We start from the raw sequence: 25,081 nt of genomic DNA, 5'->3' as shown, positions 1-25,081 counted from the left end.
TCAAAAGAATTGCTGGTTATTACTTAACTTTTATTCTGTTCAATTTTCAAAGATCTAATCTCATTTCGCAACCTCTCGACTGCTTATTTATAATAACATTTATCTTTTTATCTGTCAACATATTTTTTAAAATATTTTTTCGTTTTTCTCTTCAAATATTTAATCAATGTTTTACAGATTTTCCTTGTCGCATTTGTTCCCTGCGACGTCATTTATAATATCATGTTTATTATATTCAATTATATTTACATACTACATATAAATAGTTTTATACATATATTACTCTTATTTTCTCTTTTTTTCTTCTATTTATATATATTGATACACCAGGATAAGTTAACTATTAAAACACATAACTTATTCATATTTTCTCCAATAATCAACATATTTACTTTAATTTTTCTCATTAATATTCTTAATTTAATTTCAGCAAAAATCTAATTTACAATAAAAATTACTAATCTTAATATATAACCCTTAAACATTACTCCATTCCCCTATAATAAAATTAGGCCTTGATAATACTTCTTATTATTACCAAGACCTAACTTCCTATTTTAACTTATTTATTATTTCCTTAAATTTATTACCTCTAACAGCAAAGTTAGGGAACATATCAAATGATGCACACGCTGGTGATAATGTAACTATATCTCCAGATTCCGAAATACTTTTAGCAACACTTACAGCTTCCTCTAAATCTTTAACCATTGTAACTGGTATATCTATTCCCTTTTCTATTTTTAAATTAACAAAGGAATTCTTTATCAAATTCTTTGTTGCACCTAAAAGTATTAAATGCTTTATATAAGGATATCCTTCATTAGCTAACGGCTCAAAAGGTATTTGCTTGTCATAGCCACCTGCAATTAATATTACCTTAGTATCAAAAGCAAATAAACCAGCCAAAGTACGTGTAGGACTAGATGCTATTGAATCATTATAATACTTAACCCCTTCAACTTCTTTAATTAACTCACATCTGTGCTCTACTCCACAAAAACTTTCTGCAACTTCTTTCATGGTTTTAATTGATACATCATTTTTCGTTGCCATAAATGCAGCTAAGTAATTTTCAACATTATGAATCCCCTTAATTACTATGTCATCTTTTTTACATACTTCTTTTCCTTCTAAATAAAGCTTTTCATCTTTATAATATGCCCCATCTTCTATTATACTTTTAGAGCTAAATTCTTTTACTATTCCCTTTGCTTCTTTTGCAAAGCTATTAGTAATTTCATTATCCTTATTTATAATAAGAATACTATCCTTATCTTGGAATAAGAATATATTCTTCTTTGAATCTATATACTCTTCCATATCCTTATGCATATCTAAATGATTTGGAGCTAAATTAGTAACTATTGCTACATCAATATTTGAATCCATTGTCATTAACTGAAAACTAGATAACTCTAAAACTACCATATGTTCTTTTTCTATTTCTTCTATTTGAGCAAATAAAGGTGTTCCTATATTTCCTCCTACCCAGGTTTTATACCCTTCCCTTTCTAATAGCTTTGCAATAATACTCGTTGTTGTAGTCTTGCCGTCACTACCTGTAACTCCAAATACCTTCCCCTTGCAATATCTAACAAACTCCTCCATTTCTGAAGTAATATATGCACCTTCCTCTTTTACCTTGACTAATGCATCACAATCTATTCTCATTGATGGAGTTTTAAACACTACATCAAATCCTGTTAAGTTATTTAAATAACCTTCTCCTAGTTCTAATTTTACACCTTTATTTTTAAAATCTATTGCTACTGCACCTAATTCTTCTTCACACTTTTTGTCAAATGCAGTTATTTGAGCCCCTAATTTCACTAAAAAATTTATTAGAGGAATATTACTAACACCTATACCAACAACGGCTACATTTTTTTTATTTATAAATTTCTTAAATTCCACAAAATCTTTTTTCATTTACTTTCCTCCACAAAACTATATATTAAATATTATATTAGCTATTTAAAAGTCTGTCCCAATTCTTTCTAATTATAACACTTTAATTATTTAAAAACAAAAATAACATATATAATAAATATCTTATCCACAGATATATTTTTTAGTAATCTATATATCCACAATATTTATTAACATGTTTATAAAAACACCCCTAGGAATAATCCTAGGGGCAATTATTAAAATTCTAAGCTCTTCTCTATTATAGCTTGTAGTTCTTCTATTTTAACTCTTTCTTGTTGCATAGTGTCTCTATTTCTTATAGTTACACAGTTGTCTTCTAGCGTATCAAAATCTATTGTTATACAGTAAGGTGTACCAATTTCATCTTGTCTTCTATATCTCTTACCAATACTTCCTGCATCATCATATTCTATATTAAACTTCTTACTTAAATCTTCATAAACTTCTAAAGCTTTTTCAGATAATTTCTTTGAAAGAGGTAATATAGCAGCTTTATACGGTGCTAAAGCTGGATGTAAATGCATTACTGTTCTTACATCTCCACCCTCTAGTTCTTCTTCATCATATGCATCTACTAAGAATGCTAATGCAACTCTATCTGCTCCTAATGATGGTTCTATAACATAAGGTACATATTTTTCATTAGTAGTAGGATCTAAGTAGTTCATATCTTGACCTGAATGTTCTTGGTGTTTCTTTAAGTCATAGTCAGTTCTATCTGCTATTCCCCAAAGTTCTCCCCAACCAAACGGGAATAAGTATTCTATATCTGAAGTTGCATTTGAATAGAATGATAATTCTTCTTCACCATGATCTCTCATTCTTAAGTTTTCTGTTTGAACACCTAAGTTTAATAGGAAGTTCCAACAGTAATCCTTCCAATATCCAAACCATTCTAAATCAGTTCCTGGCTTACAGAAGAATTCTAACTCCATTTGTTCAAATTCTCTTGTTCTAAAAGTAAAGTTTCCTGGTGTTATTTCATTTCTGAATGACTTACCTATTTGAGCTATACCAAATGGAACTTTCTTTCTTGATGATCTTTGTACTGATTTAAAGTTTACAAATATACCTTGTGCCGTTTCTGGTCTTAAGTATATTTCACTTGCTGAATCTTCAGTAATACCTTGGAATGTTTTAAACATTAAGTTGAACTTTCTGATATCAGTGTAATTTAACTTTCCACACTTAGGACATACTATATTATTGCTTACTATATAGTCTTTTAATTGTTCATTTGTCCATCCATCAGCAGTAGCAACTTCTGCTCCTTGCTCAGTCATATGATCTTCAACTAATTTATCTGCTCTAAATCTTGATCTACATTCTTTACAATCCATTAATGGATCTGAGAATCCACCAACGTGACCTGATGCAACCCACACTTGCGGATTCATTAATATTGCACAATCAACTCCTACGTTATAAGGACTTTCTTGAACAAATTTTTTCCACCATGCTTTTTTAACATTGTTTTTGAATTCTACTCCTAATGGACCGTAATCCCATGAGTTTGCTAATCCACCATAAATATCTGATCCTGGGAATACAAATCCTCTGCTTTTACATAGAGAAACTATTTTTTCCATAGTCTTTTCAACTGCCATATTTCTTACCTCCAAATTTTAAAATATAATAAAAAAAAGCCTAAAAACCTAAAGGGACGAAATAACTATTCCGCGGTTCCACCCTTCTTGGCTTTAGCCCAACTTTATAAACTTACACTCCAAAGTTCCCTTCATTTCAAACCAATAGTAATTTCCACCATACATTACCTCTCTAAAATTGATTTTAAAACTACTCTTCTTTATCAATATGTATATTAAATTATATATTAATTTTACCAAATGTGTCTTATATGTCAAGTATATGCGCTCTTTATTTTAACTATAAAAAAGCTTTTATAATAACAGAATCATCTGTTTTTATAAAAGCTTTTTTAAAATGGCTCCGCGAAGAGGATTCGAACCTCCAACCTATCGGTTAACAGCCGAGTGCTCCACCGTTGAGCTATCGCGGAATATTTTAAACTGTAACAAATATTAAATTAAAATGGCTCCGCGAAGAGGATTCGAACCTCCAACCTATCGGTTAACAGCCGAGTGCTCCACCATTGAGCTATCGCGGAATATTTTATTGTAACAAATAATTTAAAATTAAATGGCTCCGCGAAGAGGATTCGAACCTCCAACCTATCGGTTAACAGCCGAGTGCTCCACCATTGAGCTATCGCGGAATATTTTATTGTAACAATTTAATTTAAAATTAAATGGCTCCGCGAAGAGGATTCGAACCTCCAACCTATCGGTTAACAGCCGAGTGCTCCACCATTGAGCTATCGCGGAATATTTACTACATTAGTAATTATATCAATTTTATCTAATTTTGCAATACCTTTTTTAAATTTTCTTCAAAAAATATGTAATTTTTTAATTTTCTCCATTAACTTATCTCTTTAATCACATTATTTAAAATAAAAAGAGCAAGAAACTTGTTCTTGCTCTTTTTTAAATATTAAAGTGGTTTCATAGTTGGGAACATTATAACATCTCTAATTGATGCTGAATCTGTTAAGAACATTACCATTCTATCGATTCCTATTCCTAATCCACCTGTAGGTGGCATTCCTGTTTCTAACGCACTCATAAATTCTTCATCGATTAGGTAAGCTTCATCATCACCTAAATCTCTTTCTTTTGCTTGTTGTTCAAATCTATCTCTTTGAACTATAGGATCATTTAACTCTGAATATGCATTACATACTTCTCTACCAAATACAAATCCTTCGAATCTTTCTGTAAATTGCTCATTTCCTCTCTTCTTCTTTGTTAAAGGAGAAATCTCAACTGGATAATCACAGATGAACGTCGGTTGTATCATATGTTGTTCAGCAAATTCTTCGTATAACATGTTTAAAACTTCACCTTTAGTTACGTACTTAAGGTCTTTTTTAAACTCTAAGTGCTTTTCTTTCGCTATTGCTTGAGCTTCTTCATCTGTTTTTATTTCATTGAAGTCAATTCCAGCATGCTCTTTAACAGCATCTACCATAGTTATTCTTCTCCATGGTGGAGTAAAATCTATTTCAGTTCCTTGATACATAACTTTAGTTGTTCCATTTACTTTTTCACAAGCATATGCAACCATGTTTTCCATTATTTCCATCATGTCATTGTAATCAGCATAAGCTTCATATAATTCTATCATAGTGAATTCTGGGTTATGTCTTACTGAGATTCCTTCATTTCTAAAGTTTTTACCCATATCGTATACTTTTTCAAATCCTGCAACGATACATCTCTTTAAGTATAACTCTGTAGCTATTCTTAAATACATATCCATTCCCATAGTGTTATGGTGAGTTATAAATGGTCTAGCTGATGCTCCTCCTGCTATTGGTGAAAGGATTGGCGTTTCAACTTCTAAATATCCTCTATTGTCTAAGAATTCTCTAATTGCTTTTATTATATTTACTCTTTTTATAAATGTATCTTTTACTTCTGGGTTAGTTATTATATCTACTTCTCTTTGTCTGTATCTTAAATCTGGATCTTTTAATCCATGCCATTTTTCTGGTAATGGCTTTAATGATTTACATACTAATTCAAAAGAACTTACTTTAACAGAAACTTCTCCTGTTCTAGTTTTAAATACTTCACCAGTTGCTGCAACTATATCTCCTAAATCATAAGTTTTATATGATTTAATAGCTTCTTCTCCAACTTCATCTATTTTTATGAATAATTGTATCTTTCCATCTCTATCTTGTATGTCAGAGAAAACAACCTTACCTTGACCTCTCTTAGACATAATTCTTCCTGCTACAGTTACTTTTGATCCTTCTAAAGCTTCAAAATCATTTTTCACTTCTTCTGATGTGTGTGATTTTTCTACTTTATAAACATCAAATGGATCCTTACCTTGGGCTTGTAAATCAGCTAGTTTTTCTCTTCTTAATGCTTCTTGTTCACTAAACTGAGATTCTAACTCTTGTATATTCATTTCCTCAGTTGACATTAAATATCCCTCCGTTAATCTCTTCTAATTCCTAGTATTTCAAATTTACTTGTTCCATTTGGAACTGAAACTTCAACTATTTCACCAACTTTTTTACTCATTAAAGCACTTCCTACTGGTGATTCGTTTGATATCTTAAAGTTCATAGGGTCTGCTTCTGCTGAACCTACTATTGAATACTCAACTTCTTCGTCAAAATCATAATCCTTAACTTTTACAATTGATCCTACTGATACCTTATCTGTTGGAATTTCTGATTCATCAACAACAACAGCGTTTTTTAGCATATTTTCTAATTGAAGGATTCTTCCTTCTGTAAACGCTTGTTCATTTTTAGCTTCATCATATTCTGAGTTCTCACTTAAATCTCCGTATCCTAAAGCTACTTTTATCTTTTCAGTTATTTCTTTTCTTTTAACTGTTTTTAAAAATTCTAACTCATCTTCTAGTTTTTTAACGCCTTCATAAGTCATTAAAAATTTCTTTACTTCGCTCATATTTTTCTCCCCTTCAAAATATTACTACTTATTTTAATACCTAACACTAGGTCTGATATTCTTCAAACATTTAAAATATTATAAATCAGTAAGTTTAATATGTCAACAAAGTTAAACGGTTATACCTATTATATGTCTTAGTTTAGTGACTTATATATGTATTTACCGTTTTTACTATATTTATTCTCTTACTTTAACTTTTCTAATCAATAATGAACTCATTTTTATATTGATTTAAAATTTCCTTTACCTCAAAACTACTTTCCATAGTGTTCATTTTGTTTCTTAATTCACTACTTTTTGGTAAACCTTTTAAATACCATGATGCATGTTTTCTCATTTCTCTAACAGCTTTATGCTCTCCATCATATTTTATTGCTAAATCATAATGTCTAAGACACATATCTATTTTATCTAATGCTGTTACCTCTAAAATCTCTTCACCGTTTAACTTTCTTTCAACTTGTTTGAAAATCCACGGATTTCCCATACTACCTCTTGCCACCATTATAGCATCACAATTAGTATGTTCCTTTAATCTTAAAGCATCATCTGGTGTAAATACATCTCCATTCCCAATTACAGGAATATCAACTGAATTTTTTATCTTAGCTATAATATCCCAATCAGCTTTACCTTCATACATCTGCTTTTTAGTTCTACCATGAATTGCAATAGCATCAACACCTGCTTGCTCTAATCTTTTAGCAAATTCTACAGCATTAACATTATCTTCATCCCAACCTTTTCTGAACTTAACAGTTACAGGCTTTGTAGAAGCTGCTTTTACACTTTGGACTATTCTTGCCGCTAGCTCCGGATCCTTCATTAAAGCAGAGCCTTCACCATTTTTAGTTATCTTCGGTGCTGGACATCCCATATTTATATCTAAAATACAAATATCTTCTCTTTCATTAAAATGTCTTTTAACTACCTCTGCCATTATTTCTGGATCATTACCAAATATTTGAGCTGCTACAGGCATTTCTTCATCGGCTATTCTAAGAAGAGTTTGTGTATTTTCACTTCCATAGTGTAATGCTTTTGCACTAACCATTTCAGTATAAACAAGTCCACAACCCATTTCTTTACATAATCCTCTAAAAGATATATCTGTAACTCCTGCCATTGGTGCTAGAAAAACATTATTTTTAAATTCTAGGTTTTTAATTTTCATATTATACTACTCCTTATTCTTTTCGTATATTATTCTTAACCCCTCTAATGTTAAACTAGAATCTACCTTATCAATAACATCTGTTTCATTAGCTATTAAATTTGCTAACCCTCCAGTTGCTATTACTAAAGGTTCATCTGAACCAAGCTCCATCATTTCCTTCTTAGTTTTCTTAACTATATATTCAACCTGCCCTATATATCCATAAAGTATTCCCGCTTGCATACTTGTTATCGTATTCTTACATATTATATTTTTTGGCACTTCTAATTCTACTCTTGGTAGCTTTGCTGCTCTATCAAATAATGCATCTGATGATATTCTTACTCCCGGAACTATACATCCCCCAAGATAATTAGCATCTTTAGTTACAGCACAAAATGTAGTTGCTGTTCCAAAATCTATTAATATCATATCTTTTTTATACATATCATGAGCTGCTACAGCATTTACTATTCTATCTGCGCCAACTTCTTTTGGATTATCATATTTAATATTTATTCCAGTTTTGATTCCAGGCCCTACAACTAAAGGGTTAATTCCAAAACTTTTTCTTATCATATTTTCTAAAGAATGCATAATATTTGGTACCACTGAGGAAATAATTATTCCTTCAACTTCTTTAGGATTTAGTTCACTTTGTGTAAATAGTTGCATTACTTGTATTGAATATTCGTCTGAAGTCTTTTTTGCATCTGTTGAAATTCTCCAACTTGCAATATTTTCAGTTCCCCTATATACTCCCAATACTATGTTAGTATTCCCTACATCTACCAATAAAATCATAAAAGCACCACCCTTAATACAATTAAAAGCAGCTTTGTAAAGCTGCCTTTATTTTCAGTAATTATACTCATAAAATAACAATTTAATTTTAACAATTACACAGTATTTGTCAAGTGCTGTAAATTCCATTTTTTAGAATAAACCTAGTATTTCTCCATTTTCTAATATATCCATTCTATTTGCGGCAGGAATCTTAGGTAAACCTGGCATAGTCATTACATCTCCATTTAACGCAACTATAAATCCTGCACCATTAGAAACCTTTACTTCTCTTACTGTTATATCAAACCCTTCTGGTCTTCCTAAAAGCATAGGGTTGTCTGATAATGAATATTGAGTTTTAGCCATACATACCGGTAGCTTATCTAATCCAAACTTCTCTAAATCAGCAATTTGCTTTTTAGCAGCAGGTGTAAAGTTAACACCTTTTGCCCCATATATTTCCCTAGCAATAATATTGATTTTCTTTTCTATACTTTCATTCTCATCATAAATAGTTTTAAAGTTTGATTTTTCATTTTCTAAAGTATCTACTACTACTTTACCTAACTCTAGTCCACCTTCTCCACCATTTGCCCATACATCTGATAAAGCAACCTTAACTCCAATGCTATTACAGAAATCTTTTATAAATTGAATTTCCTCATCACTGTCTGTTAAGAATCTATTTATAGCAACTACAGTAGGTACATTAAACTTTTTAATATTTTCTATTTGTTTTTCTAAATTTACTATTCCCTTCTTTAAAGTATCTACACTAGGAATATTTAATTCATCTTTTTTAGCTCCTCCATGGTGCTTTAAAGCTCTTATTGTAGCTACTATAACTACACAATCCGGATTTAATTTCCCATATCTACATTTAATATTTAAGAATTTTTCAGCTCCTAAGTCTGCTCCAAATCCACCTTCTGTTACTACTATATCCCCAAGCTTTAAAGCCATTTTTGTTGCTATTATTGAATTACAACCATGCGCTATATTAGCAAAAGGCCCACCATGTATTATCGCAGGAGTATTTTCTAATGTTTGAACTAAATTAGGCTTTATTGCATCCTTCATTAATAAAGCCATAGCTCCTTGAATCTCTAGTTGTTTTGCATAAACTGGATTACCTTCTAAATCATAAGCTATTAATATATTTCCCATTCTTTCTTTTAAGTCACTTAAGCTATTAGCTAAACATAAAATAGCCATTATTTCTGAAGCTACTGTTATCATAAATCCATCTTCTCTTAAGAATCCATTTATTTTTCCACCCATCCCAACAACTATACTTCTAAGAGCTCTATCATTCATATCCATAACTCTTTTAAATACAATTCTTCTTGAGTCTATATTTAAAACATTTCCTTGATGTATATGGTTATCTATAGCTGCTGCTAATAAGTTATTTGCTGAAGTAATCGCATGCATATCACCAGTAAAATGTAAATTTATATCTTCCATTGGTACAACTTGTGAATATCCACCTCCAGCAGCACCACCTTTTATGCCAAATACAGGTCCTAATGAAGGCTCTCTTAAAGCTATAATTGCTTTTTTATTCATTTTACATAATGCTTGACCTAAGCCAACTGTTACAGTAGATTTACCTTCTCCTGCTGGTGTAGGATTTATTGCTGTTACTAATACTAACTTCCCATTTTCTTTTTCCTTATTCTCTTCTAAAATATCTAATGATAACTTACATTTATATTTACCATACTGTTCTATATGATCATCATTTATATCTAAATTTTTTGCTATATTTACTATAGGTTCCATTTTTGATTCTTGAGCTATTTGAATATCACTTTTCATTATTTAATACCCCTTTTCGTTATTTTCTATTATATATACTATAAATTATACCATTATAATTTATACTTTTAAATACACATATCGAATATTTATTTATATTAAAGTCTAAAAATTCGTATTTTCACTGTTTTTGACTTATTTTTAATTGTATTAAAAATCAATAATTCGTATATTGTTCTTGAATATATAAATAAAAAAAGTAGCCCTACAGGCTACTCTTTTTAACTAACATCAAAGATTTTTACAAATTCTTCTCCGTCTATTTTTTCTTTTTCTAGTAAAGCTTCTGCTACTGCTTCAAGCTTACTCATGTTTTCTTTTATTAACTTTTCTGCTCTATCATAAGCTTCATCAATAAATCTCTTTACTTCTTTATCAATTTCAGCTCCTACTTCTTCACTAAAGTTTCTGCCTCTACCTAAGTCTCTGCCTAAGAACACTTCATTGTTATCAGTTCCATAAGAAATAGTTCCTAATCTATCACTCATTCCATAATCCATTACCATAGCTCTAGCTATTGCACTAGCCCTATCAATATCATTTTTAGCTCCCGTACTTATGTCTGATAAAACTAATTTTTCTGCAACTCTACCACCTAAAAGTCCAACCATATCATCTCTTAGTTTTTCTTTTGATGTATATGATCTGTCTTCTCTTGGTAAATGCATTGTATATCCACCAGCCATACCTCTTGGTATAATGCTTATTTCATGTACTGGATCTGAATGTTCTAATAGACGCATTACAACAGCGTGACCTGCTTCATGATAAGCAGTTAACTTTCTATCATGCTCACTTATCGCTCTGCTCTTCTTTTCTGGTCCTGCTATAACTCTAGTAATAGCTTCCTCAAACTCTTCCATTCCAATTTTCTTTTTATCTTTTCTAACAGCTAATAAAGCTGCTTCATTAGCTAAGTTCTCTAAGTCTGCACCACTAAATCCTGGTGTTCTCTTTGATAAAACTGTTAAATCAACATCTTCACCAAGTGGTTTTTTCTTAGTATGAACTAGTAAAACTTCTTTTCTTCCCTTAACATCAGGTGCTCCAACAACTATTTGTCTATCAAATCTACCTGGTCTTAAAAGAGCTGGATCTAAAATATCTGGTCTATTTGTAGCTGCTATCATTATTATTCCTTCATTAGCTCCAAAACCATCCATTTCAACTAGTAACTGATTTAATGTTTGTTCTCTTTCATCATGTCCTCCACCTAAACCAGCACCTCTTTGTCTACCAACAGCGTCTATCTCATCTATGAATATTAATGAAGGAGCACTTTTCTTAGCTTGCTCAAATAAGTCTCTAACTCTTGAAGCTCCAACCCCAACAAACATTTCTACGAAATCTGATCCTGATATACTATAAAACGGAACTCCAGCTTCTCCTGCTATAGCTCTAGCAAGTAAAGTTTTCCCTGTTCCAGGAGGTCCAACTAATAATACACCTTTAGGAATTCTTGCACCCATTTCAGTATATCTTGATGGTTGTTTTAAGAAATCAACTATTTCTTCTAACTCCTGCTTTTCTTCATCAGCTCCAGCAACATCATCAAAAGTTACTCTTTTTGCATCAGGAGGCATTACTTTAGCTCTGCTCTTACCAAAGCTCATTACACCTCTACCGCCGCCTCCACCTTGTGATTGCTGACTCATCATAAAGAAGAATACTAAAACTAATACTAGTAGCATTAAACTAGGTATTATACTTATCCATATGCTACTATTTGAAGGTGGTTTAAAATCTACCCTCACATTATCTTTAGGGTTTTGAGCCATTAATAGCTGTAACATCTCACTTGGTGCATATGTTGTAAACTGTTTACCATCTCTTGTTTTACCAGTAATGATCATCTTATCTCTTTGTACTACTACATTATCAACTTGATCACTAACCCATTTTTGCTGAAAATCGCTATAAGCTATTTCATCTGCCATTTTTCCACCATTCCACAATAACGTTGCCGATAAGAATAATACAATTATGGCAAATATCCACACAGATGCGCTTGAATATTTTTTCATCCAAGGCCCCCCTCTCTTTTACTTTTTTATTTTTCTTATTATTTATAAACTTCTTCTTTTAATATTCCTATAAAAGGTAAGTTTCTATACTTTTCTGCAAAATCTAATCCATAACCTACTAAGAATTCGTCTGGAACTTCAAATCCGCAATACTTAACATCTATTTCAACCTTTCTTCTTGCAGGCTTGCTTAGTAAGGTTACAATTTCAATACTATTAGCTTTTCTAGCTTTTAAGTATTTTAATAAATAATCTAATGTAACTCCACTATCTATTATATCTTCTACTATTATAATATCCTTTCCTTCAACTCCATGATCTAAATCTTTTAGTATTCTTACTACTCCTGAAGTTTCAGTTGAACTACCATAACTAGAAACTGCCATAAAGTCAATAGCACACGGTATTGTAATGTTTTTTATTAAATCTGATGCAACAATAACAGACCCTTTAAGAATTCCTACTACTAATAAATCTTTTCCCTTATAGTCTTCACTTATTCTTCCTGCTAATTCTTTTACCTTGTTTAATATCTTTTCTTCACTTAATAATATGTCTTTAATATCTCCTATCATTCGCCTATCCCTCTCTAGAAAAAGTAATTTTTAAAATTTTTTTTGTTTTTTTAGTAACTTTAAAATCTTCTGATACTTTATGTCCAATTATCCACACTATACTATTATCGAAGCATAAAATAGGAATATAATCTCTTTTTTCTCTTGGAATCTTTAAATCAATAAATATATCCTTTAATTTCTTCGTCCCCTTCATTCCAAGTAATCTAATCTTATCTCCATCTTTTCTATTTCTAATAGATAGCCCTTCTTTTATATTATCATAATCGAAATATTTTATTAAGGGATTATTGGAAAATTCTATATTATTTTTATTACTTAAAACATCAAAGGCGATTCTATACTCCCCAAAGCTAATAATAGATTTTTCTATTTCATCCTTAACCACTGCTATATCTTTGTTATTGTTAATTTTTAAAGAAGATATTCGTTTTCTTAAATATATATCTCCATATATATTTTCGGCTATTATTCCATTAGGTAAATTTATCTTTTTGTTTGTACCTAAGCCTCTTAATTCTATTACATCATATATATGCTTCATCTCAAAGTTATTATGAATATTAGAATATTTTATAAAGGCCTTTTTTACCACTCTACTAACTATAGCTTCATTTAAATTAAATAATTCATTATTAATACATAAATCATCACTTATATTAGTACAATATTTTTTATAAATCTTATCACTTTCCTGATCCATATACTCGTTATCTTTTTGAAGTATGCTAGCCATTCTATTTATAGCATTTATTATATCTTCATTAAAGTTTTCTTGCATATACGGAAGTATATCTAATCTAACCTTATTTCTACTATAAACCTTTTCTAGATTACTCTTATCTATTTGTGGATTTAAATTATTTGAAGAACAATATTTCTCTATTTCATTTCTTTTTAAAGATAAAATAGGTCTTATTATATCGCCCTCTCTTTTTACTCTAATTCCACATAACCCATCTAATCCTGTTCCTCTCATCATTCTCATAATGACAGTTTCAGCCTGATCATTAGCATTATGTGCTATTGCTACTTTAGTATATCCATGTTTTTTCTTCAGCCCTTCAAAGAAAGAATACCTTTCCTCTCTACCTGCCATTTCATGAGATATACCTTTTTCCTTAGATATCCTGTCTATATCTATTCTCTCTATATAGCACTGTACACCTAATTTTCCACAAAGCTCTTTAACATATTCTTCATCATTTATTGCTTCGTTACCTCTTAGCATATGATTTACATGTGCTGCTCCTATCTCCAAGTTAAATTCACCTTTTAGCATATGCAAACAATGTAAAAGACATACAGAATCCGGTCCTCCAGATAAAGCTACTAATACTTTATCACCTTTATTTAATAGACTATTTTTTATTATAAAGTGCTTTACCTTATTTATCACTCGTCTACTCCTAATTCATAAATATTTTAATATATAATATAATATAATACCCTTAACAGTTAAAGATGTAAATATTTATAATTAATAATAAAAATTCAATTATTATTAGAGTATTTAACGTTAAAAGAGATGAGATTTTTAACTTTATATCAATCTCACCTCTTTAATTATAACCTAATAAACAGAATATATTTTAGATATTAATACAGTCATATCATCAAGAGTTCTTCCACCACTTAAAGATTTAGCCCTTTCTAATATATCTCTTGATAATGCATCTGGATTTGTATCTGCATATCTTAAATATTCTTCTAGCCACTCAAAACTTCCAACATTATTTTTATCAATATCTAAGACTCCATCAGTTATGGTGACAATTATATCTCCATGCCTTAATCTTCTTTTTTCAATATTAACATCCACATTATCTAAAATACCAAAAGGTAAACTTTCTGACTTTATTACCTCTATTTCTTCTCCTCTTTTAATAAAGCTTGCCACACCTCCAATTTTTATAAATTCAGTTTCCCCTGTATATAAATCAATTACACTTAAATCTAATGTAGTGAATTTTTCGTCCTCACTAAACTTCATACCCATTATTGAATTTACAGTGTTTATTGCTGTTTTATTGCTAAATCCAGCTCCTATAAACTTATCCACTAAATCTACAGCAACCTTACTTTCAACACCAGCTTCAGGGCCTGAACCCATACCATCACTTACCATAGTTAAGTATGTTCCATCTTCATTTTTACCAAAGCTATAGCTATCTCCAGCAAATTTTTCTCCATCCTTTACGCTACTTGATGTGTACGTAGTTACATGAAACTTTGGTGTTTCCTCAATTACTATAGAACAATCTCCACTGTCAGGATTTATTTTACATCCCTCACAGCCTATAGACACTGGAATTTTAACTAATGAACTAATTATAGGCAAAACATTTTTTGAACAGTAATTTGATCCTTCGCAATTTGAAAGCGATACTTTTATCTTTAATCTTCCCTTTCTATCTAAATAACAAAATACATCTCTATATTCTATTTTACTTTTATTCAATGCCTTTCTTAATAATTTATCTATATCAGTACATACAGATATATCTTTATTAAAATCTCTAACTATTTCCCCCATAGTTACTGCCATATTATTTATATGATTTGATATTAAATTCCTGCCTTCTGACAATCTAGTTTTTAATGCTTCATTAACAGCATAATTATTTATAAGCTCTTGAGCACTTCTTAGTAAATTAGAAGTTTTTACACATCTTTTTTCTAAATCTGCAGGAAGTATTATATTATTATTTTCCCCACTACTTATAAGATCCGAAAAAGAATTAAATGTATTGTGTAAATTTCTATCCCAACAACGCCCTTTCATTTCACAATTATAACAAACTCTATCTGCTAAGCTTTCAACTAAAGCAGTTCCCTTATTACTTAATAAAAGCTTATCATTTTCTGTTAAATTAGAAATCGATACTGATAAACTTCCTAAAACACCCTTTAATGAATCTAATCTATCAACAAACTCACCCTTTATTCCTTGAAGATGAACATCGCTTATTATTTCAGCCTTTTTTTCTTGATTTATTTCTTGTGTCGCCTTATTTAATAAACTTTTAGGAAGTATTAATAATCCTCCTGCTGCTATTATTGATTCTATAGCACCATTAATACTAAAGCTTTCAGAATACATTGTAACAATAAAGAATATTACTATATATGATATAACAGAAAAAATTCTACCTGTGTCTTTAAAAACACCAACTATCAAACCACAAATACTATATAATCCTATTAAAAGCATAACGTCATTATAAGTTATTCCTATAATAAAACCCATAGTAACACCTACGGCTGCACCTAACCCACTCCCACCTACATAAGCTATGGAAATTACTACAGTTAAGGCTACTATGTTCCTTATAGATATTCCTACTACAGATACATCCCCAATCCCAGCTACCAGTAAACATATTAATATAGCTATGCTTATTAATTCTTCCGTAGAGAAAAAATAATTTGCTTTAATCTCTTCAATACATTTAATAGCATATTTTAAAATATAATAAACCGGAACTATAGATATTACTTTTATTAATGAAAATGTAATATTAACTCCTACTGGTTGTTTGCTCGACAATAAGCTATATGCTATAAACACAGCAAAAATTAAAGCAAACCCAAATCCTTCTTTCTTATTATCGCTAATTTTATTTCTTATTATTGAATAACTAGCTATTACAACAGTAGATATTACATATACAAAAGCTCCTTCTACCACATTATAAATAGATAAGTATCCCATAATAATTCCAATCATAGATACAATAATTTCTTTAACACTGCTCCTATTGCTAACTGCTAATATATAAGCTAGTCCAAACGGAGCAATTCCCATACCTGGCGTCATAAACAAAACCACTCTACTTAATAATAAAGATGTTAATCCTATAATTATAAGTTTACTGTATATATGCTGTAGTTTAACGCCTTCCTTCTTCTTTTTACTATCAACTCTTTTATAAGTTGAAACATCTAATCCATATTGCATATACTCCCCTCCCCTTAGTTTCCATAATTTGTAATTTAAATTATATCACCATCACCTAAAGATATATGTCATATAATGCTATGTATTACCTTTTTCGTAGGACAATTATCTTCTTTATTCTAAGTTAAAGTATAAATTAAAATAAATTTATTAATTCACAAAACTCAATGTTATCATTAGATTTATCAACATTTAATCCATAAATACATTAAATCTATTGAATTTTAAGCCTTTTTCAATTTCTTTTCAAAATATATTTTTTGTCACTATTAATATGTTTTTGAAGAACTATTTATTTCTTATAAACAAAATACTAACTTTTTTGCTAAAATAAAAAAAGCCAAAAGATAGATCTCTCTTATCTTTTAGCTTTTAAAATTAACTTTTCTATTTCTACTTACAATAGCTATCAATTAATAATAACTATTTTAAAATTGCTAATCAAAACAAAAAAAGACTTAAACTATAGTTTAAGTCTTGGTGCTGAGGACCGGAATCGAACCGGTACGGTATCTCTACCGCAGGATTTTAAGTCCTGTGCGTCTGCCAGTTCCGCCACCCCAGCGTATATGGTAGCGGAAATAGGACTTGAACCTACGACACCTCGGGTATGAACCGAGTGCTCTAGCCAGCTGAGCTATTCCGCCATATTATGGTTGCGGGGGCAGGACTTGAACCTACGACCTTCGGGTTATGAGCCCGACGAGCTGCCAACTGCTCCACCCCGCGATATTTAAAAGTTGAATTTAACTTGGTGCTGAGGACCGGAATCGAACCGGTACGGTATCTCTACCGCAGGATTTTAAGTCCTGTGCGTCTGCCAGTTCCGCCACCCCAGCGTATTAGTTTTCGTCTGTCACCTCTCAGCGACAAGATTAATTATATATCATATTATTTATAGTGTCAACTATTTTTTTGTATTTTTTTATAACCCTCACAAACAGCTTGTTTACTGGCTTTAGAGCATATTCATAAAAAAAGACTTTAGTTTTTTTACTAAAGTCTTTCAATATTTTATCTATTTATTTCTCTAATTTTACTAAGAATTAAACTCCTCTTCTACCACTTTTAGATTTGAAGTCTTGATTCTTTTTAACATCTTGCATTCTTTCTTCACTATCTTTTAAGAATCTTGACATTATATCTTCAAAATTCCCATTTGGATTGCTAGTGCCTTTTTTAGTTTCTGTAGACCAATCTATCTCAACCGGCTTAACTGATTTCTTTTTTACATTTGCTTGTTTAATTGATAAGCTAATTTTTCCATTGTCATCAATTGATATTACTTTTACCTTAACTTTATCTTGTTCATTAAGATGTTGTCTAATATCTTTTACAAACGAGTCTGCTACTTCTGAAATATGAACTAAACCTGTTTTTCCCTCGATCTCTACAAAAGCTCCAAAACTTGTGATATTAACCACTGTACCTTCTAATATGTTTCCTGCCATTAAGGTCATGTTACAAAGACTCCTCCTTAAAATTAAATAATGTATGTTATTATAATAATAACCTTTTTTCTATAATTTTAAAACATATTCTTTAATTTTGCTTTTTAGGATTTACAACTTGCTCTCCATCCTTAACCATACCTAGTCTTTCTCTCGCAAGCTTTTCAAGGTATTCATCAGACTCAGCTTTTTTTAATTCTGCTTCTAATCTAGTATTTTTATCTTTTAGTTCTTCTAATTGATTTTGATTTGACTCAATATCAGCTTGAATTCTTTTCATTGTAAGTCCTTGTCTAATATAACTTAATATAAAAACCGCAAAAAGTAAAATTATAATTACGTTTTTAAGAGATAATCGCTTTTTCATTGATATTAACCTCTTCAAATATATTCTATAATTATATTTTAAACACTCTACATATTTTATTCAAGTTATTTTTTTATGTTCCTAGTTTTAGAATTGTTTTTCCCCGAAATATCAGAATATATTACCTTAAAAGGATATATTGCATTTTTAAATAAAAGCCTTGTGACCTTTCCTCCTGCAATAAAAAGCCTTTTTTCAAATTTGAAAACTGTTGGACTTATAAACTTAATATATATAATTAGTGACACTACCATAAATGCATATACGTATGGACCTAAAAATGCATAGTTAGTATATAACAAGAAAGTAAAAACTATAAGTGCGGTTAAAATCCAAAATAAGATGTCTTCAAATATCAATATTACTTTAGGTAATTTAACCCCTCTTATTATTCTATATAAATCAAATATTATTCCTGTAAGTAATCCTGCTAAAATAGCATAAACTACTATATCTACTTGAACTAATATATTTAACGGCATTTACATACTCTATTTAAATAACTTAGTAATTATATTTTCTTTTTCTTTTTTTACTTCCTTGCCACTATAAACCATTGATGATATATGCCCAACAATTATTACATCACCATTTTGTACATCTAATTTATTCATCTTTAACTCAGATCCCTTTATAGTTAAAGCTCCTAGACTAGTATTTAATAAAATTTTTTCATCATCAAAGCTAATAACTTCTTCAACTCCTGTTAAAGATAATCTTTTTCTATCTTCTAAGACTATATTACCTCTACCATCTGACATTTTACTTTCAATATTTCTTTCCATAGAATCTCCTCCATATATTCTTTATAAAAATATATGACTAGAATTCTATTTTTATTCTTTATCTTCTTCACCTTCTAAAATCTCATACATCTGTTTTGCATTTTCTTTTTTAACATGTTCAGCTATATTTACTATTTTAGCTTTTAATTTTCTATTAGCAAAAGTAATTTCTATTACATCGCCTTCTTTAATAACTGTTGATGGTTTTGCTATTTTATCATTTATAGCTACTCTTCCACCTTCACATGCTTCTTTTGCAACTGTTCTTCTTTTTATAATTCTTGAAACCTTTAAATACTTATCTAATCTCATTATTAAATCCTCCATACATTATAGTAGCCAAATTTATAATATATTTTATCAAAAAAACCCGAGGTAACTCGGGTTTCTATATATTACTTATTAACTTTTTCTTTGAATTCTTTACCAGCTTTAAATACTGGAACAGTTGAAGCAGGAATACTTATAGTTTCTTTTGTTCTTGGGTTTCTTCCTTCTCTAGCTGCTCTTTCTCTTGTTTCGAAAGTTCCAAATCCAACTAATTGAACTTTATCCCCATTTTCTAAAGCCTCTTCTACGCTTTCAATAAATGCTTTTAAAGCTGCCTCTGCATCCTTCTTAGTTAATTTGCTTTTTTCTGACATACTAGTGATTAATTCTGCTTTATTCACAATTAAATCCTCCTTAAATAACCAGTTATATATTTAGTAGTTAACTGTTTCTATATATATGTACTATAACTACATCTTCTTATTATATAGTCTCTTTCCAAAGTAGTCCATAGGATTATGAATTATTTGTTATAAGCACTATATATTAGAATATTATTATGTAGGTATAGTAAAGATTAGTATATAATATTCTTCATAAAAAATGAAATTCCTTCTTTTGAATATTATTTTGTTGATTTTTCGTATTTTTTAGCTTGGTTCCATAATTCATCCATTTCCTCTAAGCTCATTTCAGCTAAGCTTTTACCCATTTTATTAGAATTTTCTTCTATAAATGAAAATCTTCTTATGAACTTTTCTGTTGTGCCATTTAGGGCTTCTTCTTCATTTACACCTAAAAATCTAGCAACATTAACACAAGCAAAGAACAAGTCTCCTACCTCATCTTTTATTTTTTCCTTATTATTGGATTTATATACCTCTAATATTTCATTTAATTCTTCTTTTACCTTTAAAAATGCACCATCAACATCATCCCAGTCAAATCCAACCTTAGCAGCCTTCTTTTGAACTTTATCTGCTCTTATTAAAGCAGGTAATGATTTTGCTACTGCATTTAATTCATCAGTAGTACTTTCTAAATCCTTTTCTTTCTTTTTTAGTTCATCCCAATTTTGGATTACTTCATCGCTACTATCAACGTTTTTATCTGAAAATACATGTGGATGTCTATATATCATTTTATTAGAAATAGATTCAACTATATCACTTATATTGAAATATCCATCATCTTTTCCTATTGAAGCATGGAATACAATGTGTAATAACACATCTCCTAATTCTTCAATAATACCATCTATATCATCATTATTTATTGCATCTACTACTTCATAAGCCTCTTCTACTAATTGATTTTTAATACTTTCATGAGTTTGTTCTATATCCCAAGGACAACCATTCTCGCCTCTTAAAATATCTATTATTTGAAGCAAGTCATTAAAGTCTTTCTTATTATCTAAATCCTTAGGAATATATACAGATGTTAAATAATCTATGTCCTCTTGCATATCTAATTCATATATAGGTATTTTTCTTACACTTTCTTGACCTTCTATTCCTGCTGCTCTTACATAATATATTTCTGTATCATCATTATAGAAGTCTAATAATTGCAATTTTACTTCTGATGCAATTAAAGGATTATATACTTGTGTTATAATCGTTCCTATTCTTTTATCTAACACTTGATTTTTCATATCAAATGCATCTATTATCTTTAGTCCTTCTATAGGATCTATCTTTAAGCTATCCATCATTGCATCAACAAAACTTACTGCTGGTAATAATTTATATTCTATATTGTTTTGCTCACATAATTCTATTAAATTAAATACAGATTTTTCTGCAACTAAAGGATGCCCTGGTACAGCATATATAAGTTCCTCTGTATCCTTATATTTTTTAATAATATCTTGTGCTATATTTTCATAAACTTCATCAAAGCTACTTCCTTCTTCATAAAAATGGTCATACGTTTTAAATCCACTTATTTTGCTCTCTAAATAATCTACCGTTGGATGCTTTTCCGTCCTAAAATATATATTTTTACTTTCTTCTAATGCTTTGATAGTTCCTATAGTTAATGCTTCTGGTGCACCTGGTCCTAATCCTATTATTTTTATCATCAGATTCTCTCCTCACTTACCTATTTCTTATTATAGTATCTTTAATATCCTCTACTCTAAATACTCTAAATATTAATATTCCTACTCCATATAAAATCATTCCCACAAAAATAGATGTTAAACAAATAATAGAATTGCTATCTACTTTGGTAGATACATATATATATGTTGTCATTACTCCAATTATCATTAATAATGCTGCCATTGAAGGTTTTATTAATACCTCATAAATATTTATTTTTGCTATATTTTTAATTTTAGTCTTAACTGATATTAAATTCAAGACCATAGACACTATATATGCACTAATACTTGCTATAACTGCACCATATATATTAATTTCTGGAATCGGAACTAATACATATGTAAGAACTACCTTAACTGCGCATCCAATAAATAAATTTATTATTGGTTTATATACATGATTAGTTGCTTGCAATATAGATGTAGTTGTTTGTGTCATTATTATAAAGGGAATTGCTATAGCTGAAAACTTTAGTATTTCTATACCTTCAAACTTACCTGGGAATATTACCCTCATTATTGGATCTGCTAGAAAGAATAGACCTAATGTACATGGCAGTGCAATTACAGAAGATAATTTAAGTGATAAAGATACCTTAGAATTCATTTCTCTAGGATTATTTAACTTATCTGCTATCATTGGTATTAATGATATACCAACTGCCATAGATAATGTTAATGGTATATTAGTAATTAATGCAGCTTTACCTGTTAATTGCGAATATAGTACTGTTGATTGCTGTGCTGTTAATCCAGCTTCTAAAAGCTTTTGAGGTACCAATATAGAATCTATTAAGTTCATAACTGTACCTGCTGCTGCTCCAACTGATATAGGCAAAGCCGTCAATAATATTTTATTAAGAATAGCGCTATTCGTACGAATTTTTTTAATACCAAATTCCTTTTTAGCCTTAGTATATTTAGTATGTAAATATGCTGCTCCAATAACGCCTCCTGCTGCTGCTCCAAACGCAGCCCCTCCTGCTGCATATTCTATACCTTTAGGTAAAAGTAGCACAGCTAGTCCAACTCCAATTATCACTCTTCCAATTTGCTCTAAAACTTGAGAAGTAGCTGTTGGTGTCATATTTTTTAATCCTTGAAAAAAGCCTCTGTATATGGTCATTATAGATACTACAAAGGGAGCAAATGATATTCCAAGTAAAGAGTAATATGCTTTACTATCCCACCTTAAAAAATTAATAATAGGTTTAGCAAAACAAAATAAAATCACACTAGTGCCTGTCCCTAGAAGAAGCATTAACAATGTAGATTCTTTTACTATTTCAAATATTCCTTCAATCTCACCTTTAGCTCTTCGCTCTGAAATCATTTTAGACATTGCAATAGGAACTCCTGATGCTAGTGCTATAAAAAACATATATAACGGATATGACATTTGATAATATCCAACACCTTCATCACCTATTAACATAAGTAATGGCCATCTAAAAAACAATCCCAAGAATCTAGTCAATATGCCAGCTATTCCAAGGATTAAACTTGCTTTCATCAAACCTTGTTTCTTCATAAAATACCTCCAAACTTTATTAGTACTAATAATGTTTATTTTAAGTTTAGAGGTATTATTACTTTTATTTTATTGATAACCCTATTTTAATCTTTTAATATTCTATTGTTCCATTTGTTTTCCTAAAAATGATGCTGCTGTTTCAGCTAATTTCAACTCTAATTCTGAGAACTTTTCACCTGCTTGCTTTGATAAAATAAGCACAGCTCCTATTGCATCTCCTTCTGCTATTATAGGTGCAATAACTTGACTAGAATATTTACCTTGTTCTTCATCATTATGAAGTGGAATAGTTTTAGCGGCATCTGTCACTAGCGTAGCTTTTCTATCTTCCATGATTTTTTCTAGCTCTGCGCTTACCTTTCTTTCCATATAATCCTTTTTTGGAGCTCCACTAGCAGATATAAAGGCATCTTTATCAGCAATTACTATAATATGTCCGATTGCTTGTTGTAAGCTTTCCGCATATTCCTTTGAGAAATCTGTTAACTCCCCTATTGGTGAATACTTCTTCAGTATTACTCCACCTTCTCTATCTGTAAATATCTCTAAAGGATCTCCTTCTCTGATTCTTAGAGTTCTTCTTATTTCTTTTGGTATTACTACTCTTCCTAAGTCATCAATACGTCTAACAATTCCTGTTGCTTTCATTATTATGAGCTACCTCCTTAATTAATAATAATTAGTTGCAGTAATATTATTTGACTTCTTAGAAATTTTATACACATATAGCCAAAATTTATATAATATAAGAAATTATATTATTTCTTATGTAAATAAAAAAACCCAGCTTTCGCTGAGTTTTTTATTATAACTTATCTGCATAAGTTTTTACATTTGCTTCTTCTCTCCACTTAGTCATAGTTTCTTCGTAAACTGTGTTCTTTTCTTCATTTTCAATAGTTGTTTTTATTTGTTCTTTAGACTCTTCTAATGACTTAGTTCCTACTCCTGTAGCCTTTATAATGTGATATCCATAATCACTTTTAACTGGTTGTGATATTTCACCTTCACCTAAGTTTTTAAATCCATCTACAAATTCTTGTACATATTGAGTTGAGTTGTAAGGAATAAATCCATAATCTCCACCCTTATCTTTTGAACCAGGATCTTCTGAGAATTCTTTAGCTAATGTTGCAAAATCTTCACCATTTGCTGCTCTTTCTCTTATTTCCTTAGCCTTTGTTTCATCCTCTATTAAAATATGAGCAACGTTTGCTCCACCAAAACTTTCTTTATTCTTTTCATAATATTCTTTTATTTCATCATCTGTTGCAGCTATATCCTTATGCATATACTCAACAGCTTTTTGTGAAATAACTTGATTTTTCATAAACTCTTTAAATGTTTCATCTGTATAACCATATGAATCTAAAGCTTTCTTAAAGTTTTCTTCTGTCCCGTAAGCAGTTTTCATTTCTTCTATTCTAGTTTGAATTTCTGCTTCTAACTCAGCTTCTTCTGGTACTAAATTTAACTCATATGCTTTTTGAACTAAAAGTTTTTCATCAACTAATGCTTCTAATATTTGCTCTCTTTGCATTTTTAATTGTTCTTTTAACTCTGGAATTTCTTCAAAATCTTCACCATATTGTGCTGCAAATTGCTCTAAATAAGGTTTTAATTCCTTATCTATGTCTCCTCTAGTGATATTTTCATCCCCAACCTTTGCTAGAACCGTTTTTTGAATTGATTCTGGCGTTCTTTCAATCATCTTACATCCCACTACAGAGAAAGCTAATGCTCCTACCATTGCTGTAGCTAATACCTTTTTAATTTTTTTCAAACCCGT

Annotated in this window: 21 protein-coding genes, 8 tRNA genes and 1 other annotated feature; all 29 genes read right to left on the bottom strand. The window is 30.1% G+C overall.

The genetic code is table 11. The features are described 5' to 3' along the window. Window positions 1–552 precede the first annotated feature (552 nt). Window positions 553–1,932, bottom strand: coding sequence for a UDP-N-acetylmuramoyl-L-alanine--D-glutamate ligase (gene murD / locus ACRDBA_RS02680; protein ID WP_438571392.1), 1,380 nt, complete (start codon window positions 1,930–1,932; stop codon window positions 553–555). A 218-nt stretch (window positions 1,933–2,150) separates the two neighbouring features. Continuing rightward, window positions 2,151–3,542, bottom strand: a complete 1,392-nt coding sequence (locus tag ACRDBA_RS02675) for a glycine--tRNA ligase (protein WP_438571391.1) — start codon at window positions 3,540–3,542, stop codon at window positions 2,151–2,153. Window positions 3,543–3,591: 49 nt separating this feature from the next. Beyond that, window positions 3,592–3,758 (bottom strand) — a binding site (T-box leader). Between the two features lie 122 nt (window positions 3,759–3,880). Continuing rightward, a tRNA-Asn gene (locus tag ACRDBA_RS02670) sits at window positions 3,881–3,955 on the bottom strand. A gap of 33 nt (window positions 3,956–3,988) precedes the next feature. Next, window positions 3,989–4,063 (bottom strand) — tRNA-Asn (locus ACRDBA_RS02665). A 33-nt stretch (window positions 4,064–4,096) separates the two neighbouring features. After that, window positions 4,097–4,171 (bottom strand) — tRNA-Asn (locus ACRDBA_RS02660). Window positions 4,172–4,205: 34 nt separating this feature from the next. Beyond that, a tRNA-Asn gene (locus ACRDBA_RS02655) sits at window positions 4,206–4,280 on the bottom strand. A gap of 169 nt (window positions 4,281–4,449) precedes the next feature. Next, on the bottom strand, window positions 4,450–5,952 hold the full coding sequence (gene lysS / locus ACRDBA_RS02650) for a lysine--tRNA ligase (protein ID WP_438571390.1): 1,503 nt from the start codon (window positions 5,950–5,952) through the stop codon (window positions 4,450–4,452). 14 nt (window positions 5,953–5,966) lie between these two features. Then, window positions 5,967–6,449, bottom strand: a complete 483-nt coding sequence (gene greA / locus ACRDBA_RS02645; protein WP_438571389.1) for a transcription elongation factor GreA — start codon at window positions 6,447–6,449, stop codon at window positions 5,967–5,969. Between the two features lie 202 nt (window positions 6,450–6,651). Beyond that, the gene (dusB, locus tag ACRDBA_RS02640; protein ID WP_438571388.1) at window positions 6,652–7,626 is read right to left on the bottom strand and encodes a tRNA dihydrouridine synthase DusB; all 975 of its coding nucleotides are present in this window, start codon (window positions 7,624–7,626) and stop codon (window positions 6,652–6,654) included. Window positions 7,627–7,632: 6 nt separating this feature from the next. After that, window positions 7,633–8,412 carry a type III pantothenate kinase gene (locus tag ACRDBA_RS02635; RefSeq protein WP_438571387.1) on the bottom strand — a complete coding sequence of 260 codons (780 nt, stop codon included), beginning with the start codon at window positions 8,410–8,412 and terminating at the stop codon, window positions 7,633–7,635. Window positions 8,413–8,544: 132 nt separating this feature from the next. Then, complete coding sequence (locus tag ACRDBA_RS02630; RefSeq protein WP_438571386.1) at window positions 8,545–10,215, bottom strand: formate--tetrahydrofolate ligase; 1,671 nt, start codon at window positions 10,213–10,215, stop codon at window positions 8,545–8,547. Window positions 10,216–10,436: 221 nt separating this feature from the next. Further along, window positions 10,437–12,239: an ATP-dependent zinc metalloprotease FtsH gene (gene ftsH, locus ACRDBA_RS02625; protein ID WP_438571385.1), complete on the bottom strand. Its 1,803-nt coding sequence runs from the start codon at window positions 12,237–12,239 to the stop codon at window positions 10,437–10,439. Window positions 12,240–12,277: 38 nt separating this feature from the next. Further along, entirely contained in the window at window positions 12,278–12,814 is a 537-nt protein-coding gene (gene hpt, locus ACRDBA_RS02620; protein ID WP_438571384.1) for a hypoxanthine phosphoribosyltransferase, read from the bottom strand. 4 nt (window positions 12,815–12,818) lie between these two features. Beyond that, entirely contained in the window at window positions 12,819–14,213 is a 1,395-nt protein-coding gene (gene tilS / locus ACRDBA_RS02615) for a tRNA lysidine(34) synthetase TilS (protein ID WP_438571383.1), read from the bottom strand. Window positions 14,214–14,387: 174 nt separating this feature from the next. Further along, window positions 14,388–16,775 (bottom strand): stage II sporulation protein E, encoded by a 2,388-nt coding sequence (spoIIE, locus tag ACRDBA_RS02610; RefSeq protein WP_438571382.1) that lies wholly within the window; start codon window positions 16,773–16,775, stop codon window positions 14,388–14,390. A 478-nt stretch (window positions 16,776–17,253) separates the two neighbouring features. After that, window positions 17,254–17,340 (bottom strand) — tRNA-Leu (locus tag ACRDBA_RS02605). A gap of 5 nt (window positions 17,341–17,345) precedes the next feature. Continuing rightward, window positions 17,346–17,422: transfer RNA gene (locus tag ACRDBA_RS02600), tRNA-Met, on the bottom strand. A gap of 6 nt (window positions 17,423–17,428) precedes the next feature. Beyond that, window positions 17,429–17,504: transfer RNA gene (locus tag ACRDBA_RS02595), tRNA-Met, on the bottom strand. A gap of 23 nt (window positions 17,505–17,527) precedes the next feature. Further along, window positions 17,528–17,614, bottom strand: a tRNA-Leu gene (locus ACRDBA_RS02590). A gap of 207 nt (window positions 17,615–17,821) precedes the next feature. Beyond that, the gene (locus ACRDBA_RS02585) at window positions 17,822–18,235 is read right to left on the bottom strand and encodes a S1 domain-containing RNA-binding protein (RefSeq protein WP_438571381.1); all 414 of its coding nucleotides are present in this window, start codon (window positions 18,233–18,235) and stop codon (window positions 17,822–17,824) included. A gap of 82 nt (window positions 18,236–18,317) precedes the next feature. Then, window positions 18,318–18,593: an FtsB family cell division protein gene (locus tag ACRDBA_RS02580; protein ID WP_438571380.1), complete on the bottom strand. Its 276-nt coding sequence runs from the start codon at window positions 18,591–18,593 to the stop codon at window positions 18,318–18,320. 65 nt (window positions 18,594–18,658) lie between these two features. Beyond that, the gene (yabQ, locus tag ACRDBA_RS02575; RefSeq protein ID WP_438571379.1) at window positions 18,659–19,075 is read right to left on the bottom strand and encodes a spore cortex biosynthesis protein YabQ; all 417 of its coding nucleotides are present in this window, start codon (window positions 19,073–19,075) and stop codon (window positions 18,659–18,661) included. A 9-nt stretch (window positions 19,076–19,084) separates the two neighbouring features. Continuing rightward, window positions 19,085–19,378 carry a sporulation protein YabP gene (yabP, locus tag ACRDBA_RS02570; protein ID WP_438571378.1) on the bottom strand — a complete coding sequence of 98 codons (294 nt, stop codon included), beginning with the start codon at window positions 19,376–19,378 and terminating at the stop codon, window positions 19,085–19,087. A 51-nt stretch (window positions 19,379–19,429) separates the two neighbouring features. Then, the gene (locus tag ACRDBA_RS02565) at window positions 19,430–19,690 is read right to left on the bottom strand and encodes an RNA-binding S4 domain-containing protein (RefSeq protein ID WP_438571377.1); all 261 of its coding nucleotides are present in this window, start codon (window positions 19,688–19,690) and stop codon (window positions 19,430–19,432) included. Between the two features lie 83 nt (window positions 19,691–19,773). Continuing rightward, window positions 19,774–20,049, bottom strand: coding sequence for an HU family DNA-binding protein (locus ACRDBA_RS02560; RefSeq protein ID WP_438571376.1), 276 nt, complete (start codon window positions 20,047–20,049; stop codon window positions 19,774–19,776). Between the two features lie 224 nt (window positions 20,050–20,273). Next, on the bottom strand, window positions 20,274–21,734 hold the full coding sequence (mazG, locus tag ACRDBA_RS02555; protein ID WP_438571375.1) for a nucleoside triphosphate pyrophosphohydrolase: 1,461 nt from the start codon (window positions 21,732–21,734) through the stop codon (window positions 20,274–20,276). Between the two features lie 16 nt (window positions 21,735–21,750). After that, a complete protein-coding gene (locus tag ACRDBA_RS02550; RefSeq protein WP_438571374.1) occupies window positions 21,751–23,289 on the bottom strand; it encodes a putative polysaccharide biosynthesis protein in 1,539 nt (512 codons plus the stop codon). A gap of 102 nt (window positions 23,290–23,391) precedes the next feature. Next, window positions 23,392–23,940 (bottom strand): stage V sporulation protein T, encoded by a 549-nt coding sequence (gene spoVT, locus ACRDBA_RS02545; RefSeq protein WP_438571373.1) that lies wholly within the window; start codon window positions 23,938–23,940, stop codon window positions 23,392–23,394. Window positions 23,941–24,097: 157 nt separating this feature from the next. After that, the gene (locus ACRDBA_RS02540; RefSeq protein WP_438571372.1) at window positions 24,098–25,075 is read right to left on the bottom strand and encodes a peptidylprolyl isomerase; all 978 of its coding nucleotides are present in this window, start codon (window positions 25,073–25,075) and stop codon (window positions 24,098–24,100) included. Window positions 25,076–25,081 lie beyond the last annotated feature (6 nt).

This window comes from Clostridium sp., assembly GCF_051654825.1.
Classification (GTDB): Bacteria; Bacillota; Clostridia; order Clostridiales; family Clostridiaceae; genus Clostridium.
Note: the sequence above shows the minus strand (reverse complement) of the source record. Positions and strands in the feature narration are given on the sequence as shown.